Origin of the sequence: Micromonospora sp. BL1, assembly GCF_003667485.1 — a bacterium.
In the GTDB taxonomy this organism is placed as follows: domain Bacteria; phylum Actinomycetota; class Actinomycetes; order Mycobacteriales; family Micromonosporaceae; genus Micromonospora; species Micromonospora tulbaghiae.
The window spans coordinates 1-16178 of record NZ_RCVK01000181.1; the positions used below are offsets into that span (position 1 = coordinate 1).

13 protein-coding genes are annotated in these 16178 nt (G+C 73.0%); 8 read left to right on the forward strand and 5 right to left on the reverse strand.

The genetic code is table 11. The annotated features are described in order from the left end of the window. The 5 genes from EAD96_RS07475 to EAD96_RS07495 form a co-directional block, all read left to right on the forward strand. The coding region (locus tag EAD96_RS07475; RefSeq protein WP_233585513.1) for an ATP-binding protein at window positions 1-2766 on the forward strand (2766 nt) is incomplete at its 5' end. A gap of 1 nt (window position 2767) precedes the next feature. Next, window positions 2768-4693, forward strand: coding sequence for an MFS transporter (locus EAD96_RS07480; protein WP_121683711.1), 1926 nt, complete (start codon window positions 2768-2770; stop codon window positions 4691-4693). Then, window positions 4690-5250 (forward strand): hypothetical protein, encoded by a 561-nt coding sequence (locus EAD96_RS07485; RefSeq protein WP_121683712.1) that lies wholly within the window; start codon window positions 4690-4692, stop codon window positions 5248-5250. Before EAD96_RS07480 ends, EAD96_RS07485 begins: the two co-directional genes overlap by 4 nt. Beyond that, window positions 5247-6422 carry a M23 family metallopeptidase gene (locus EAD96_RS07490; protein ID WP_121683713.1) on the forward strand — a complete coding sequence of 392 codons (1176 nt, stop codon included), beginning with the start codon at window positions 5247-5249 and terminating at the stop codon, window positions 6420-6422. Before EAD96_RS07485 ends, EAD96_RS07490 begins: the two co-directional genes overlap by 4 nt. A 10-nt stretch (window positions 6423-6432) precedes the next feature. Beyond that, entirely contained in the window at window positions 6433-7032 is a 600-nt protein-coding gene (locus EAD96_RS07495) for a hypothetical protein (protein ID WP_121683714.1), read from the forward strand. A 5-nt stretch (window positions 7033-7037) separates the two neighbouring features. On the opposite strand, the gene EAD96_RS07500 is transcribed toward EAD96_RS07495, so the two are convergent. Then, complete coding sequence (locus EAD96_RS07500; RefSeq protein WP_121683715.1) at window positions 7038-7595, reverse strand: hypothetical protein; 558 nt, start codon at window positions 7593-7595, stop codon at window positions 7038-7040. Window positions 7596-7808: 213 nt separating this feature from the next. Between EAD96_RS07500 and EAD96_RS07505 the strand changes: the two genes are divergently transcribed. Together EAD96_RS07505 and EAD96_RS07510 are read left to right on the forward strand one after the other, a co-directional pair. After that, on the forward strand, window positions 7809-10394 hold the full coding sequence (locus EAD96_RS07505; protein WP_199733091.1) for an FtsK/SpoIIIE domain-containing protein: 2586 nt from the start codon (window positions 7809-7811) through the stop codon (window positions 10392-10394). After that, window positions 10387-11088: a hypothetical protein gene (locus EAD96_RS07510; protein WP_121683717.1), complete on the forward strand. Its 702-nt coding sequence runs from the start codon at window positions 10387-10389 to the stop codon at window positions 11086-11088. The genes EAD96_RS07505 and EAD96_RS07510 overlap by 8 nt, the downstream gene beginning before the upstream one ends. A 54-nt stretch (window positions 11089-11142) precedes the next feature. Here the strand turns inward: EAD96_RS07510 and folE are convergent, their stop codons facing one another. The 4 genes from folE to EAD96_RS31155 all read right to left on the reverse strand — a co-directional run bounded on the left by folE (window position 11143) and on the right by EAD96_RS31155 (window position 15051). After that, window positions 11143-11760, reverse strand: a complete 618-nt coding sequence (gene folE / locus EAD96_RS07515; RefSeq protein ID WP_121683718.1) for a GTP cyclohydrolase I FolE — start codon at window positions 11758-11760, stop codon at window positions 11143-11145. Window positions 11761-11846: 86 nt separating this feature from the next. Further along, window positions 11847-13859 (reverse strand): ATP-dependent zinc metalloprotease FtsH, encoded by a 2013-nt coding sequence (ftsH, locus tag EAD96_RS07520; protein WP_120572785.1) that lies wholly within the window; start codon window positions 13857-13859, stop codon window positions 11847-11849. Window positions 13860-14238: 379 nt separating this feature from the next. Continuing rightward, window positions 14239-14814, reverse strand: a complete 576-nt coding sequence (hpt, locus tag EAD96_RS07525) for a hypoxanthine phosphoribosyltransferase (RefSeq protein ID WP_013288988.1) — start codon at window positions 14812-14814, stop codon at window positions 14239-14241. A gap of 99 nt (window positions 14815-14913) precedes the next feature. Continuing rightward, window positions 14914-15051 (reverse strand): hypothetical protein, encoded by a 138-nt coding sequence (locus tag EAD96_RS31155; protein WP_162959290.1) that lies wholly within the window; start codon window positions 15049-15051, stop codon window positions 14914-14916. Between the two features lie 150 nt (window positions 15052-15201). Here EAD96_RS31155 and EAD96_RS07535 point away from each other — a divergent pair, with 150 nt between their 5' ends. Continuing rightward, the gene (locus tag EAD96_RS07535) at window positions 15202-16161 is read left to right on the forward strand and encodes a GlxA family transcriptional regulator (protein ID WP_121683719.1); all 960 of its coding nucleotides are present in this window, start codon (window positions 15202-15204) and stop codon (window positions 16159-16161) included. The last annotated feature ends 17 nt before the right edge of the window (window positions 16162-16178 follow it).

The following is a 16178-nucleotide window of genomic DNA, read 5'->3' on the forward strand; positions in this document are numbered from 1 at the left end:
CCGCAGATCCACGCCCCCGCACCCGCGCCCGTCCCCGCCGACTTCCGGGAGCCGGATCTCGCTCCGGCCGACCCGCTCACGGCCGCTGCGGCACCGTCGCGGGAGGTCGGCCGCCCGGCGCACCGCGAGGTGGCGCCGCCCCGGCAGCGCACGCCGGAACGCCGGAACCGGCCGACGAAGCCGGTCCGGGTCCGCGCCCCGAAGATCAAGTTCGGCGACCGGGATCCGTCCGTCGAGCTGGCCATCACCGAGATCGCCGGCCACCTCACCTTCACCCCCAACACGGTCACCGCCTGGTACTGGCTGCCCGAGGTGCGGTGGGCGTTCCGGCCGGACGCCGAACGCGAGGCCCTGCTCTCCGCGATCTCCGAGCAGTACGCCGGACTCGCCGGGTTCCGGCTGCACCTGCGCCGCACCACCCGGCCCTTCCCGGCCGACGAGTGGGCCCGCACCATCGACGCGCACACCGCCGCGCCGCTGCCCGACGTACCGGGCACCACCGGCTGGGCCGACCACCTGGTCGCCGCCCAACGGCACCTGATGGCGGTCAACCACGCCGAGGGCCAGACCTACCTCGGTGTCACGTTCGCCCGCCGGTCACTCGGCGACTCGCTCACCGAACGCCTGCTGCGCACGTTCGGGCGGGGCACCGCCGACGGCGAGCGGCGCCGGCTGAGCCGTACCGTCGAGCAGTTCGACGAGGTCCTCGGCGCGTTCGGCATGCGCGGGCGCCGGGTCACCGCGCCCGAACTGGAGTGGCTGCTCTACCGCTCGGTGGCGCTGTGCATGGCGCCGCCCGGCGTCCTGTCCCCGATCACCAACGGCCGGTGGGAACGCGGCGACCTGCTGGCCCTCACCGAGCAGGTCGAGCGCTACCGCACCCCGTACGGCTCGACAGTGAAGCTGGTCAACCGGATGACCGGCGAGGAACGTCACGTCGCCGTGCTCGCGGTCGGCCGGATGGAGCCGCTGGAGATCCCCGAGCGGCACGAACCCTGGCTGCACTTCCACGAGCGGCTGCCGTGGCCGATGGAGTTGTCTACCCGGGTCGACATCCTCGGCCCCAACGACTCCTTCCGGAACCTCGAACACCGGCTCCGGATGATCCGCTCCCAGCAGCTCGACTACGCCGAGCACGGCATCGACGCGCCGCCGGAGCTGGAACGGCTGGCCAAGCGGGCGCTGGTGATCGGTGACGAGATGACCACCGGCCTGCCCGTCGACTCGGCCCGGGCACACGGCTGGCACCGGATCGCGGTCGGCGGCCGTACCCGGGAGGAGTGCATGGAGCGGGCCCGGCGGCTCATCCAGCTCTACTCCCGGGAGCTGCGCATCTCGCTGCAGCACCCGAAGAACCAGGACTGGCTGGCCCGCGAGTTCATCCCCGGCGAGCCGATCGCCAACACCGGCTACGTCCGGCGGATGCCGGTCAACCTGCTCGCCGCCGCGCTGCCCCAGGCCGCGTCCACGGTCGGCGACCGGCGCGGCGACCTGATCGGGCGGACCGCCGGCACCTGCCGCCGGCCGGTCTTCCTCGACCTGCACTTCCCGATGGAGGTACGCGAGCGCTCCGGCCTCGCCGTCTTCGTCGCCGAACCGGGCGGTGGCAAGTCGACGTTGCTCGGCGCGCTCGGCTACCTGGCCGCCCGCCGCGGCGTGCAGGTGACGCTGCTCGACCCGTCCGGCCCGCTGGCCCGGCTCTGCGCCATGCCCGAACTCGCCCCGTACTCCCGGGTGCTCAACCTGACCGGCTCGGAGCAGGGCACGCTCGCGCCGTACGCGCTTATCCCGACGCCGCTGCGCAGCGAGTTCGGCGCCGGGGCGGCGGGCGACCGCGAGTTCGAGATCGCCGTGTCCAACGCCCGCGCCGAGCGCCGGATGCTGGTGCAGGACATCTGCATGATGCTGGTGCCGCCGCAGGTGGCCCGCGAGGCGTCCACCGCCACGCTGTTCCGGCACGCGGTACGCCAGGTGCCCGCCGAGGAGACCTCCACGCTCGACGACGTGGTCACCTGCCTCCAAGGGCTCGACGACGACGCCGGCCGCGAGCTGGCCCACCTGCTGCTCGACACCGCCGAGATGCCGCTGGCCATGCTCTTCTTCGGCCGGCCGCCGGAAGGGCTGCTCGGCGCCGACGCCGCCCTCACCGTCATCACCATGGCCGGCCTGCGGCTCCCCGACCTCAAGATCGAGCGGGAGTACTGGTCGGCCGAGGAGGCGCTCGCGCTGCCGATGCTGCACACCGCGCACCGGCTGGCCGTACGCCGCTGCTACGGCGGGTCGATGTCCTCCCGGAAACTGGTCGGCCTCGACGAGGCGCACTTCATGGAGGGCTGGCGGTCCGGGCGGTCGTTCCTGGTCCGGCTCGCCCGCGACTCCCGCAAGTGGAACCTCGCCGCGCTCGTCGCCTCGCAGAACCCGAAGGACATCCTCGGCCTCGACGTGCAGAACCTCGTCTCCACCGTCTTCGTCGGCCGGATCGCCGAGGACAGCGAGATCGCCTCCGAGGCGCTACGCCTGCTGCGGGTGCCTGTCGACGACGGGTACGAGGCGACACTCGCCTCGCTCTCCCAGGCCGACAGCGGATCGGCCAACCGGCTCGGCTTCCGCGAGTTCGTCATGCGCGACGTCGACGGGCGCGTGCAGAAGGTCCGGGTCGACGTGTCGTACGTCGACGGGCTGCTGGAGCACCTGGACACCACCCCCGCCGCGGTCGCCCAGGCCGCCGGGACACTGCCGACCGTCCTGGCTGACCTGGAGGCGTGACATGGCGAGGGCACGGATCGCGGCGCTCCTCCTCGCGCTCGGCGTACTCGCCGGGGCCACGATCTCCTGGCCGGTGATCGGGGCGGCCACACCCGCGTACGCGGCCGCGCCGGTCACCCAGGCGCGCGCCGAGCTGTGCAGCACCAAGGAGTGGCAGGCCGACTTCCGGTCCTGCGTCGGCAAGCTCAAGGCCGTCAGCGAGGACCAGGTCGAGTGCCGCAACGCGCCGGTGCCCGCCGCGCCGGACTCGGGCCTGGCCGGCTGGTTCGCGTCCCGGCCCGACTCGGCGAAGGAGCCCGGCCCGAAGGGCCTCTACAGCGACTACGGGTACGCCGGGTACAGCTACAACACGTACGACATCGACGGCGGCTGCGCCTCGTCGGTGCTGCACCCGGACTACCGGTTCACCACGATGGTCGCCAACGGCGAGTTCATGTTCGCCAACGCCGTGATCGGTGCCTCGAACGCGCTGCGCGAGCGCGCCTGGGATCCGCGGACGATGTGGAGCTGGGCCGACCCGCTGGTGGAGCAGGCCACGAAGGCCGTCTACCAGAAGGTGTTCAGCGTCTTCGGCATCATCACCGTCTGCGTGGTCGGCCTCTACCTGCTCTGGCGGTCCCGCCAGTCGGACATGAGCAACGCGATGACCACTGCCGGCTGGGCGCTGCTGGTGATGGTGGCGGTGACCGCGCTGGCCGCCTGGCCGGTCAAGTCCGCGAACATCGCCGACAACACGCTGATCAGCACGCTGGGCGTGGTGCACGACGCGGTCGGTCCCTCCTCCAAGACCGTCCCGCCGGACAAGTGCGCGCTGCCGAACCCGAGCGCCTGCGTCGACAAGCGGCCACCCGCCGTGCGCGCGAGCGACACGGCGACCGAGACGATGCTCTACCGGAACTGGCTGCGCGGCGTGCTCGGTTCGGCGGACAGCGAGACAGCGAAGAAGTACGGCCCGGCCCTGTACGACGCCAAGTCTCTGACCTGGGGCGAGGCGGAGGCGATCCGGACTAAGCCCGCCACCCGCGACGTCGTCATCAAGGGCAAGCAGCAGCAGTGGGCCAAGGTCGCCGAGCAGATCAAGACCGAGGACCCGGAGGCGTACGAGTATCTCCAGGGCACCCGGGACATGGACCGGATCGGCGCCGGGTTCATCGCGGTGCTGGCCTCGGTGCTGTTCGCCATGTTCGACCTCACGGCGTCGCTGCTGGTGCTGCTCGGCTTCCTGATCTTCCGCTGGGCGGTGATCGCCGCGCCGATCCTCGGCACGGTCGGCCTGATGCGCCCGGCCAGCGCCGGTCTCCGGCGGCTGGCGAACGCGGTGGTCGCCGCGGTCTTCAACATCGCCATCTTCGGCACCGGCGCGGCCATCTACCTCTTCGCCGTCGACCTGATCATGAACACCGCCACGCTGCCCGGCTGGCTCCAGGTGGTGCTGGTCTGGCTCTGCGGGGTGGTCGGCTGGTTGCTGCTGCGGCCGTACCGCCGGATCACCCAGCTCGGCGGCAAGGACAGCAGCGAGGCGGTCAGCTCGGCCGGCTCCTGGCACCGGCGGTTCTTCCGGGACATGCGGATCGCGGCCCGGCTGGACGTGGCGGAGCCCGGCGGCACCAACGAGCCGGCGATCGGCAAGCGTCGCGCCGTCACGGCCGACCAGCGCAGCCTCCGGCCGGAGGCCCGGCACGAGGATCCGGCACACAGCGCCAGACCCGCCGAACGGGAGCGGCCGGACGGGCGGGAACGGCCGGAGGAGGCACCAGCCAGCGGACGGCCGGCCACCACACCCCGGCCCCGGCGCGCGCCGTCGACCTGGACCGAGCCGGACGTGCCGGAGGAGTCGCCCTCCTACGCCGTCTACCGGCCGGACTCGGCGGGCCGCGGCACCTCCCCGGCCCGGCCGGCGCCGCGCATCCGCTCCGAGGCCCGGTGAGTCCGGTGCGACGCGCGCTGGAATTCCTCTTCACCCGGATCCTCCGGTCCCGCATCGGCGTCGCCCTCGTGATCGCCGTGGTGGTCTTCGGGGTGATCGGCGCGGCCCGCCTGGTCGCCGGGCCGGGCGACTCGGGCCTCGGCCTGACCAGCCGCCCCACCCAGCCGATCAGCACCGCGGACCCGGAGGCCGGAGACGACGGCATGCTGGCCAGCCCGCCGGCCGCGGTCGCCCCGAAGACCCGGCCGGGCGAGGACACGCCGGAGCAGGTCGCCGGGCGGTTCACCACCGCGTGGCTGAGCGGTCCGGGCAGCAGCGGCGACGCCTGGCAGTCCCGCCTGCGGCCGCTCTCCACCCCGGCGCTGGCCGAGAAGATGACGGGCGCCGACCCGGAGACCGTGCCCGCACGGAGGACGACTGGTGCACCGACGCTCCGGCCCCGCACCGAGTCCTTCGTGGAGGCGCTGGTTCCGCTCGACAACGGCACGCTCCGGCTCGAACTCGTCGCACCGGACGGACCCTGGCTGGTGGACGCAATCGACTGGGAGCGGTCGTGACCGCCGGCCCGGCCGTCGCCGGACAGGTCCGCCGGAAGCTGCGCCTGGGCGTGGTCGCCACCGCCGTCACGAGCGTGCTCGCCCTGCTCTGCTGCGTCGGCGGCGCGGGCGCGTTCCTCCTCACCGAACTGGGCGGCGACGAGGACGACCCGAAGCTCGCGGCCCTGAACTGCGACCCCACCTACCAGGTGAACCTGACCGGCGACATGCCGCGCTTCGCCGAGTACGGCGAGCGCCAGCTGCGCAACGCCGCGGTCATCATCAAGGTCGGCCAGGACATGAAGCTCCCCGCTCGCGGCTGGGTGATCGCGCTGGCCACCGCGATGCAGGAATCAGCGCTGCGCAACCTCGCCAACAGCACCGTCCCGGCGTCGCTCGCGCTGCCGCACGAGGGAGTGGGCGCCGACCACGACTCGCTCGGTCTGTTCCAGCAACGGCCCGGGTGGGGCAGCGTCGAGCAGCGGATGACGCCCTCGTACGCGGCCCGCAAGTTCTACCAGAAGATGGAGAAGGTGCCGAACTGGCAGCAGCGCCCGCTCACTGTGGTCGCCCAGAAAGTCCAGGTCAGCGCCTACCCCGACGCCTACGCCAAGCACGAGGAACTGGCCGGAGCCATCGTCGACGCGCTGGTCGGCGGCGCCGCCCGGACCGTGGAGATCGCCGGCAAGGCCGTGTGCGACGCCGCCGCCGGAGACCGGATCGCCGCCTCCGGCTGGACCGCGCCGCTGCCCGGCGGTGTGGTCTCCGGCTTCCGCACCACGGCCCGTCCCAGCCACCACGGTGTGGACCTGGCCGCCTCGAAGGGCACGCCGATCCACGCCGCCTCGGCGGGCCGGGTGCTGGTGGCCCGCTGCGACCCCGACCGCTCCGGACGGCGGGACTGCGACCGGGACGGCTGGCCGAACAAGGGTGGCTGCGGATGGTTCGTGGACATCCTGCACGCCGGCGGGTTCATCACCCGCTACTGCCACATGGTCGAACGACCCCGCGTGGTGCCGGGTCAGGCGGTCGAGGCGGGCGAGGTCATCGGGATCTCCGGCAGCAGCGGCAACTCGTCCGGTCCGCACCTGCACTTCGAGGTGCACAAGGACGGCGACCGGTCCAGCAACGGGGCGGAGAACCCGGTGCCCTTCATGCGTAAGCGGGGCGCGCCCCTCGGCGAGACCGGGTGAGGCCGGACGGATGAGCAATCCCCTGCCCGACCCGTTCGCCGACCGGCCGGACTGGGCCCCGCTGCCGCCCCGGCCGGTGGAGACCGTGCCCGCCACCGGCGGTACCGAGCTGCGCGGCCGCCGCGTGCTCGTCGGCCTGCCCGGTCTCGGCTGGCGCGGCGACCTGCGGGCCGACGAGCGGGTCGTGCAGGGCAGCCGCACCTACGTGCCGGTGATCCCGGAACACGAGTGGTACCGGGCCGAGGCCGAGCAGGTGGAGGTGTTCGCCCCGCTGGTGCCTGTGGAACGGGTCTGGGTGGAGACCATCGGCGAACGACGATCGGCGACCGGGGCGACCGCCCCGGGACTCCGGCTGGTCTCGCTGGACGTGCCCGAACGCCGGCCGCCTACGCCGGTGTTCGAGGCCGACGCGGTTACCGGGCGGCGAGTGGTGCACGTGGACAACGGCGTGGAACGGCGCGACCTGCGTGCCGTCACCGAGACCTACTCCGGCGCGGACGGCGACATCTGCGTACGGGTAGCCCCGGAGCTGGAGTGGTACCGGTGGGCCTGGCGCGGCCAGGCACCGACCACGCTGGAGGTGCCGGTGCACCTGCTCTGGCTGGAGTAGCCGCGTCAAGCGGCGCGTTGTGCCGAGCAGACGCCCCAGCCGTCTTGGTCCTGCGTCTCAAAGACCCAAGTCTGGCGATCACTCTGGCGAATCTCGTCCACCACCGCTGAGATCACCAGGTCCACCCGCACCTGGGCCTTGTCACCCGTCTGCTCGACGCTGAGGTTCTCCCAGCTCACGGAGATCGTCGTGTTGAACCGCTGCTCCCGTGCGACGAGGTCATCGCGAAGTGATCGCAAATCGTCAAGGTCGACGTCGTTACGGCACTCGAACTCCGCGGCCTTGACGTCATTGCGTTGATCGACGGAGTACTGGATGTAACTCGCTACGACAACCTCGGGAGAGCCACGGTCCGGGGCGGTGGCGCGGTCGTACAGCACGAACCCGACCACCCCGCCGACAGTGCACAGCACCGCCACCACCCCCGCGACGACAGCGAGCACGGTGCGCACCGGCCGCTTGGGGCGTACCGGGGCGGGAGCGGGCGCGGGGGGCGCCAACTGCTCCGGCGGGGTCCGCTGCGCCGGTACTCGGGACACCTGGGAACCGGCGGGGGGCTGCACTGATTCCACCTCCTGAGGCTATCGGCTGCGCCTCGCGTACCCAATGGCTGGAACGGGCGGATCGTGGCGAACCGCCGGGCGGACGCTGCCCGGCGGCGGGGTGAGGCTGCTCACCGCCGACCAGCTCACCGCGCCGACCGACATCCCGGTGGACGGCCCCCGACTGGGTTACCGTCACACCTCGGGGAGGACATGTCGGCCTCGGAAAGAGAGGTGGACGCGGTGGCGACTCCGAAGGCGCGCGCCGGCCGGGCCGCCGCGCTGCACCGCCGGGCCGAGGCCGCCGCGACGGCGGCAGCGGGCATCCTCGACGAGATCCGGCCCGCACCGGCCGACCACCACCGGCAGTACGAGCTGGCCGAGCGCCTGCGGGCGGCGGCCGATCTGGCGGCGCCCGGTTGGGCCGGCGGTCCGCTGGAGACGCTGACCGCGGCGACGCCTCCCGGTGACGGCCTGCCGCCGCTGGTCCGCGTGGGTACCGCGGCGCCGCTCGACGACGCCCGCTTCCCCGCGCTCGTGCCGTTGCTCGGCAGCGGGCACCTGAGCCTCGACGCCGACGCCTCGGACGCCCGGGTGGCCGGGCTGCTCCGCGCGCTGCTGCTGCGCGTGTTCGCCGCCACTCCGGCGGGTGCGCTGCTGGCACGTGCGGTCGACGGCGGGTCCGGTGAGACATTCGCCGGGTACGCGCCGCTCGCCGATGCCGGTCTGCTGCCGCCGCCCGCCACCGACCTCGCCGGGATGCGCGCGGTGCTGGCCGAGGCGGAGCAGTGGGTGGCGGCCGGGACGGCCCGGCAGCGCGGGCACGACCGGACGCTGCTGCTCGTGGTCGCGGCGCTGCCCGACGGTACGACAACCGCCGACCTGGACCGGCTCGCCGGGCTGGCCGAGGGCGGGCCGCGCGCCGGGCTGCATCTGGTGCTCGCGGGCTGGCCGGACGGCAGCCCGCTGCCGCGCGCCACAGCGGTCACTGTTCGCACCGCGTACGCGCTGGTCGGTGACCCGCCCGGCGCCGGCTTCAGCAGTCCCGGCGCCGAGCCGCCGGGCGGGTTGAACTCGCCCGTGTTCCTCGACGACGATCCGCCCGCCGATCTGGTCGCCGCGGTGTGCGCGCGGCTGGCCCGGCAGATCGAGGACGGCTCCCGGCTTTCCCTGCGTGACCTGCTGCCGGCGGACGGTCTCTGGACGGCCGGCTCGGCCGACGGGCTGAGCACCACCGTCGGTGACGCCGCCGGGCGCCCGGTCAGTCTCGGCTTCACCGAGCTGACCCCGCACTGGCTGGTCAGCGGCCGGGGTCAGGCGGGCCGGTCGGCGTTCCTGACCGACGCGTTGTTCGGCCTCGCCGCCCGGTACGGCCCGGACGAGCTGGCGCTCTACCTGGCCGACCTGGCCGACGGCGAGTCCTTCGTGGAGTTCCTCCAGACCGAACGGGACCGCTCCTGGGTGCCGCAGGTGCGTGCCGCCGGGATGGCGGCCGACCGGGAGTACCTGGCCGACCTGTTCGGCGAGCTGGAGGCGGAGCTGCGCCGCCGCGAGGAGGCGTCCCGGCGGGCCGGTGGGCAGCGCTACGCCGAGCTGCGGGAGCACCAGCCGCTGCCCCGGATCGTCTGCGTGGTCGACAACTTCCCGCTGGCGCTGCGCGAGCGGGACCGGCTCGCCGCCGACCTGCTGGCCCGGCTGGACGCGCTCGCCCGCGTCGGCCGGTCGTACGGGATCCACCTGGTGCTGGCCGGCGAGGGCGATCTGGGCATCGGCGGTCCGCGCGACCCGCTGCTCGGCCAGTTCCCGGTGCGGGTGGCGTTGCCCGGCGGCTCGGCGGTGCTGGAGCCGGCGAACGACTCGGCGGCCGGGCTGCCGGTGGGCAGCGCGGTGGTGAACACGGCGGGTGGTCTGGGCGGTCCGCGCGGCGCGACCCGGGGACACGAGCGGATGATCCGCTTCCCTGATCCGTACGAGGATCCCGAGGTTCTGAGCGGCCTGCGGCGACGGCTCTGGGAGGGGCGGGGCGAGTCCGCGACGCCGCCGGTGGTCTTCGCCGGGTTCGCCCGTCCGCTGCTCGCCAACGATCCGCGGCACCGGGCCGCGCTCGCCGGCCGGGCCCACGCGCCCGCCGCGTTGCTCGGCCGGGCGGTCGACGTCCGGCGGTCCACCGTCACGGTGCCGCTGGGGCCGGGCGCGGGGCGGAACCTGGCCGTCCTGGGGCGGGACGAGGAGGCCGAGCGCCTGCTGGTCACGGCGGTACGCAGCGCCGCGGCGGCGCATCCGGGCGCGGCCCGGTTCGTGCTGGCGCCGCTGGCGAACGGGTCCGCCGAGCCGGCCGGGGTGCTCGCCGCCGAACTGGCCGGACGCCACCGGGTGGAGACCGTCGACGTGGCCGGGCTGCGGACCGCCATGGAGTCGGACGAGCCGGGCTACCTGGTGGTGTTCGGGCTGGACGTGCCGGACGCCACCGAGCTGCCGCCCGACCTGCTGCGGACGCTGCTGCTGGAGGGGCCGCCGGCCGGCCGGCACCTGCTCGGGTGGTGGCGGACACCGGCTCCGCTGGCCGGGCTGCTCGGCCCGGAGGGCGAGGTGGACAAGCTCACCGCCGTGGCGGTCACCGACGTGCCGGGCGGCCGGCTGGAGCAGCTCTTCGACCGCCCGGTCTGGTGGCGGCCCCGGCCGGGTCGCGCGGTGCTCTGGGACGGCCCGGACGAGCAGGGCACCGTCTTCGTGCCGTTCGGCACGGCCGAGGTGGCGACCGCGCGGGTCGAGCCGGGCCCGCAGGTGACGGACCGCGCCGGGGAGGGGCCGCATGAGTGAGACCGGCACGGCCGTACCGGGGCCCCGCTCGGGTGGGCCGACCACTGTGGCGGACCCCGCCGAGTCGGCCTGGGCGGAGTACGTCGCGGCCGCGCGGGCGCTCGACGGCGTACGCCGGGCGGCGGCCACCGCCGCCGGGGAGCAGGCGCGGTCGGTGGCCGCGGCCCGCGAGGAGCTGACCGCGGTACGGGAGCGGTTGGCGCCGCAGCAGTCCCGGCTGCGTGATCTGGGCGTACCGGCGATGTCGCTGGTCCCGACGCCGCCGGAGGTGACCGAGGCGGCCCGGTCGATGGCGGGCGGGCCGTCGGCGGTGCTGGCGGCGCTGCGCGCGGCCGGGGACTGGGCGGACGCCGCGGACGACACGCTGAGCGCGCGTGGCCTGCCGCGGCTGGCCCGATGGCCGTCCCGGCCCCGCAACATGCTGGTGTACGGGCCGCTGGCACTCGTGGTGCCGCTGCTCCAGCTCGTGCTGTACGCGGTCGCCGGTCCGGGGCCGGTGACGGTGCTGGCGCTGCTCGTGGGGCTGCCGCTGCCGGCTGTGGCGTTCATGCTGGGCTGGCTCGCGGTGGGGCGCGTCTTCCGCCCGCGGCCCACCGACCGGGTGGACCGGACGCCCCGCTTCGGCGCCCTGGTCTGCCTGGTCCCGGCGGTGCTCACCGCCGCCGGTCTGCTGCTGGCCATGCTGCCCGACTGACGACGGCCGCGCCCTCCCGGGCGGGAGTACGCGGCCGTCGGTGCCGGTCGAGGGTCAGCGGGCCATGATCAGCGCCATCGCCTCGGCCCGCGACTTCGCGTCGTTCTGGAGTCCGCCGCGCACGGCCGACGTGATGGTCTTCGCGCCCGACTTCTGGATGCCGCGCATCGCCATGCACATGTGCTCGCACTCCAGCACCACGATCACGCCGCGCGGCGCGAGGCTGGACATCAGCAGGTCGGCGATCTGCGAGGTGAGCCGTTCCTGCACCTGCGGCCGGCGGGCGAACACCTCGACCAGGCGGGCCAGCTTGGACAGGCCGGTGATCCGGCCGTCCGGGCCGGGGATGTAGCCGATGTGCGCGCTGCCCCGGAACGGCAGCAGGTGGTGCTCGCAGAGGCTCATCACGTCGATGTCCCGGACGAGCACCAGTTCCTCGTGGTTGGCCTCGAACGTGGTGCGGAGCACCTGCGCCGGGTCGACGCGCAGGCCGGCGAAGAGTTCGGCGTACGCGCGGGCGACCCGGGCCGGCGTCTGCTGGAGGCCGTCGCGGTCCGGGTCCTCGCCGACCGCGATGAGGATCTCGCGGACCGCCTTCTCGATCCGGGCGAGATCGACGGTGTCCTCCACCGGGCCACCGGTGAGCTTGCCGCTGATCAGGCGCGCGGCCACGTAGTCGAGCGCGTCGTCGCCGTCGGGCTCGGTTGCGGAGACGGCCGACTCCCTGTGCGGGGAGCCGGCCGTCGTCGGATCGCTGTTCAGTGCGTACCGTCCGAGTTGTTGCTGGAACCACCGATCGAGGCGGCGGCGTCGGCGCGGGACTGCGCCGCCAGCGCCTCCTTCTCGGCCGGCGTGAGCACCGGCGGCTCGGTGGAGGGCTGACGCTTGCCGAAGCCGTGGTACGGCGCCATCGGCGGGCGCTTGACCACGCGCGCGCAGATCCGGGCCATGTCGGCGGTGGAGAGCGTCTCCTTCTCCATCAGCTCCAGGACCATGTTGTCCAGGACGTCCCGGTATTCCACCAGGATCTCCCAGGCCTCGTCGTGGGCCAGCTCGATCAGCGCGCGCATCTCGCCGTCGATCTCGGCGGCCACCGCGTCGGAGTAGTCCCGCTCGTGGCCCATGTTGCGGCCGAGGAACGGCTCGTCGCCGCTGGTGCCGTACTTGATCGCACCGAGCTTGGAGCTCATGCCGTACTGCGTGATCATCGCGCGGGCCAGCTGGGTGGCCTTCTCGATGTCGTTGCCGGCGCCGGTGGTCGGCTCGTGGAAGACGAGTTCCTCGGCGGCCCGGCCACCCAGCGCGTACGCCAGGGTGTCGATCATCTCGGCCCGGGTCTGGGTGTACTTGTCCTCCGTCGGGAGGACGAGCGTGTGACCCAGCGAGCGACCCCGGGACAGGATGGTCACCTTGTGCACCGGTGCGGCGTGCGGCAGCGCCCAGGCGACCAGCGCGTGCCCACCCTCGTGGTACGCGGTGATCTTCTTCTCCTGGTCGCTCATCACCCGGGTCCGGCGCTGCGGACCGGCGATCACCCGGTCGATCGACTCCTCCAGGGAGTCGTTGGTGATCGCCCGCTGCTCCTTACGAGCGGTGAGCAGCGCGGCCTCGTTGATCACGTTGGCCAGGTCGGCGCCGCTGAAGCCCGGGGTACGCCGGGCGACCGCGTCGAGGTCGACGTCGGGCGTGAACGGCTTGCCCTTGGCGTGCACCCGCAGGATGGCCTTGCGGCCCTCCATGTCGGGAGCGTCGACCGGGATCTGCCTGTCGAACCGGCCCGGGCGCAGCAGCGCCGGGTCGAGGATGTCCGGCCGGTTGGTGGCGGCGATCAGGATGACGCCGCCCTTGGTGTCGAAGCCGTCCATCTCGACCAGCAGCTGGTTGAGCGTCTGCTCCCGCTCGTCGTGACCGCCGCCCATGCCGGCGCCACGGTGCCGGCCGACCGCGTCGATCTCGTCGACGAAGACGATCGCCGGAGCGTTCGACTTGGCCTGCTCGAACAGGTCGCGGACACGGCTGGCGCCGACACCGACGAACATCTCGACGAAGTCGGAGCCGGAGATGGAGTAGAAGGGCACCCCGGCCTCGCCGGCGACCGCGCGGGCCAGCAGCGTCTTACCGGTACCGGGCGGGCCGAACAGCAGCACGCCCTTCGGGATCTTGGCGCCCAGGGCCTGGTATTTCGCCGGGTTCTGCAGGAAGTCCTTGATCTCGTGCAGTTCCTCGACGGCCTCGTCGGCACCCGCGACGTCAGCGAAGGTGGTCTTCGGCGTGTCCTTGGTGATCATCTTCGCCTTGGACTTGCCGAAGTTGAGCACCCGGGAGCCGCCGCCCTGCATCTGCGACATGAAGAACAGCAGCAGGAGCACGAGCAGCGCGATGGGAAGCAGGTTGACCAGCAGGCTGACCCAGATGCTGTCCGACGACACCTTCGTGTCGACCGGGCCGGTGATCCGGTCCGCCGCCTCGGCCTCGCGTACCTGGTTCCAGACCTGGCCGCCGACCTCGTACGGGAACTGCGCCTCGATCTTGTCAGTGGTGGTGTCGCCGTCGAACTTGGCCTTGTCCTTCAGGTCGAGCTGGAGCGTCTGCTCCTTGTCCTGGAAGACGACCTTCTCGATGCCGCCCTTGTTGAGCTGGTCGAGCGCGACGGACGTGTCCACCCGGTGGTAGCTGGGACCAGCGGTGAACAGTTGACTGAGCACAACGGCGCCGAGGATGACCAGGATGATCCAGACCACCGGTCGGCGGAAGAAACGCGTACGTTCCATGCTGTAGTCGGGTGCCGAGGCGCCCGCATCCTCCTGATCGACGTCCTGACCGTCTGAATGGTGTCGCCGCCCTGAGCGGCGGCCGGGGCCGCCGTGCGGGCCGGCCCGACCCCCGAGGCACGCAAACTGCCGCACCACGGTCATTCGACGGTACACCGTTCGGGCGACGCGTGAGCTTGCGAGCCCGGCACTTACGCGTAGGGCGAACCCGGGTTTGGAGCCGGCGTGGCGGGGAGCTCCCACCCGGCCCGCCCACACCGCACGGTCACGCGGTTCGAGGGGCCGGGCGTGGAGAGTGCCTCCACGTCACCGGTCCCTACCGTAGACCGGAAGACTGAGAGCCCGCTGAATGTCAGCTGACGAAGGGCTCGGCGAATCCTCAGGCCCGCGCGTACACCTCGGGCTTGAGCACCCCGACGTAGGGCACCTCGCGGTACCGCTCGCCGAAGTCGAGCCCGTAGCCGACGACGAACTCGGTAGGGATGTCGAACCCGACGTACTTGACCGGGACCTGCACCTTGACCGCGTCCGGCTTGCGGAACAGCGCGACCACCTCGACGCTCGCCGCGGAGCGCGACTCCAGGTAGCGCAGCAGCCAGGACAGCGTCAGGCCGGAGTCGACGATGTCCTCGACGACCACCACGTGACGGCCGGCGATGTCCCGGTCCAGGTCCTTGAGGATGCGGACCACGCCGGACGAGGTGGTGCCCTGGCCGTAGGACGAGACGGCCATGAACTCCAGCTCGGCGGGCGGGCCCTGGCGGCCCAGCGCGCGGGCGAAGTCGGCCATGAACATGACCGCTCCCTTGAGCACGCACACGAGCAGCAGGCCGTCCTCGACGTGGGCGTAGTCCGCCGAGACCTGCTTGGCCAGCTCCGCGGTCTTGTCGCGGATCTGCGCCTCCGAGATGATCACGTGGTCGATGTCGGCGTCGTACCAGGAGCCGTCAGCCATGCTCCTAGCCTGCCGTACGCCCCGGCGCCGCCGTCGGCGGGGCCGCCCCTTTTGGCGCGGTCCCGCCGAGGATTTTCGGCGCGAACTGAATAAATCACCTCAGCAGGTACGGGAGTGCCAGCGCTGCCCGTCGTCGCTCGGCTTCCAGTCGGCCGAGTCGCGGGTGTCGGCGGTGAACCCGAAGGCGCTGGCGCCGACGAGGAGGAGCAGGAAGAGCAGGAGCAGCAGAACGGTCATGGCGGCGCTCACTTTCAGGTGGTTGAGACTGTTTTCGCCGCCGGTGCGCACCGGACACCATTGATTCTGCGGGCCACCGACCGATCCGGACAGTGGCAGGAATGTCATTGGGCATCGATTTACTGCCACCTGTCGGGTTACCCTCGTCACATGCTCCGCTCGGTCGCCGTCATCGCCATGGACCAGGTCGCCGCGTTCGAACTCGGCGTGCTCGCCGAGGTCTTCGGCACCGACCGCACCGCCGACGGCTTCCCCGGCTACCGGTTCGACGTCTGCACCGCCGACGGCGGCCCGGTCCGCAGCCGCTCCGGGTTCCTGCTCACCCCCACTGCCGACCTGGGCCCGGTCGAGGACGCCGACCTGGTGGCGGTGCCCGCGCACGCCGACGGCACCCCGCTCCCCGAGCCGGTGCTCGCCGCGCTGCGCCGCGCCGCCGACCGGGGCGCCTGGCTTCTGAGCGTCTGCGCCGGCGCCTTCGTCCTCGGTGAGGCGGGCGTGCTCGACGGGCGCGACTGCACCACCCACTGGCGGTACACCGACGAACTCCAGCAGCGCTTCCCGGCCGCCCGGGTCCAGTGCGACTCGCTCTACGTCCAGGACGACCGGCTGCTCACCAGCGCCGGCACCGCCGCCGGCATCGACGCCTGCCTGCATCTGGTACGCCAGGAGCACGGCTCGGCGGTGGCGACCCGGCTGGCCCGCCGGATGGTCGTGCCGCCGCACCGCGACGGCGGCCAGTCGCAGTACGTCGAGGCGCCGATCCCCAAGGCGCCGGAGGCGCCCACCCTGGAACCGGTGCTGGAATGGCTGATGGGACACCTGCGCCGACAGGTGACAGTGGACGAGCTGGCGGCACGCGCCGGGATGGCGCCGCGCACGTTCGCGCGCCGGTTCCGCGCCGAGACCGGAACGACCCCGCACGACTGGGTGACCAACCAGCGGGTGCTGCTGGCCCGGCACCTGCTGGAGGACACCTCACTGAGCGTGGAGAGCATCGCAGAGCAGGCCGGCTTCGGTGGCTCGGCGGCCCTGCGGCACCACTTCACCCGCCGGGTCGGCACCACCCCCCTGGCCTACCGCACCACTTTCCGAGACCGCCAATCCACCTGACACCCCCGCTCCAGTCC

Coding starts and splice junctions, on each gene's coding strand:
- EAD96_RS07535 (WP_121683719.1), top strand. CDS start 15,202: ATGCTCCGCTCGGTCGCCGTCATCGCCATGGACCAGGTCGCCGCGTTC.
- ftsH (WP_120572785.1), bottom strand. CDS start 13,859: ATGGAACGTACGCGTTTCTTCCGCCGACCGGTGGTCTGGATCATCCTG.
- EAD96_RS07510 (WP_121683717.1), top strand. CDS start 10,387: ATGAGTGAGACCGGCACGGCCGTACCGGGGCCCCGCTCGGGTGGGCCG.
- EAD96_RS07480 (WP_121683711.1), top strand. CDS start 2,768: ATGGCGAGGGCACGGATCGCGGCGCTCCTCCTCGCGCTCGGCGTACTC.
- hpt (WP_013288988.1), bottom strand. CDS start 14,814: ATGGCTGACGGCTCCTGGTACGACGCCGACATCGACCACGTGATCATC.
- EAD96_RS31155 (WP_162959290.1), bottom strand. CDS start 15,051: ATGACCGTTCTGCTGCTCCTGCTCTTCCTGCTCCTCCTCGTCGGCGCC.
- EAD96_RS07495 (WP_121683714.1), top strand. CDS start 6,433: ATGAGCAATCCCCTGCCCGACCCGTTCGCCGACCGGCCGGACTGGGCC.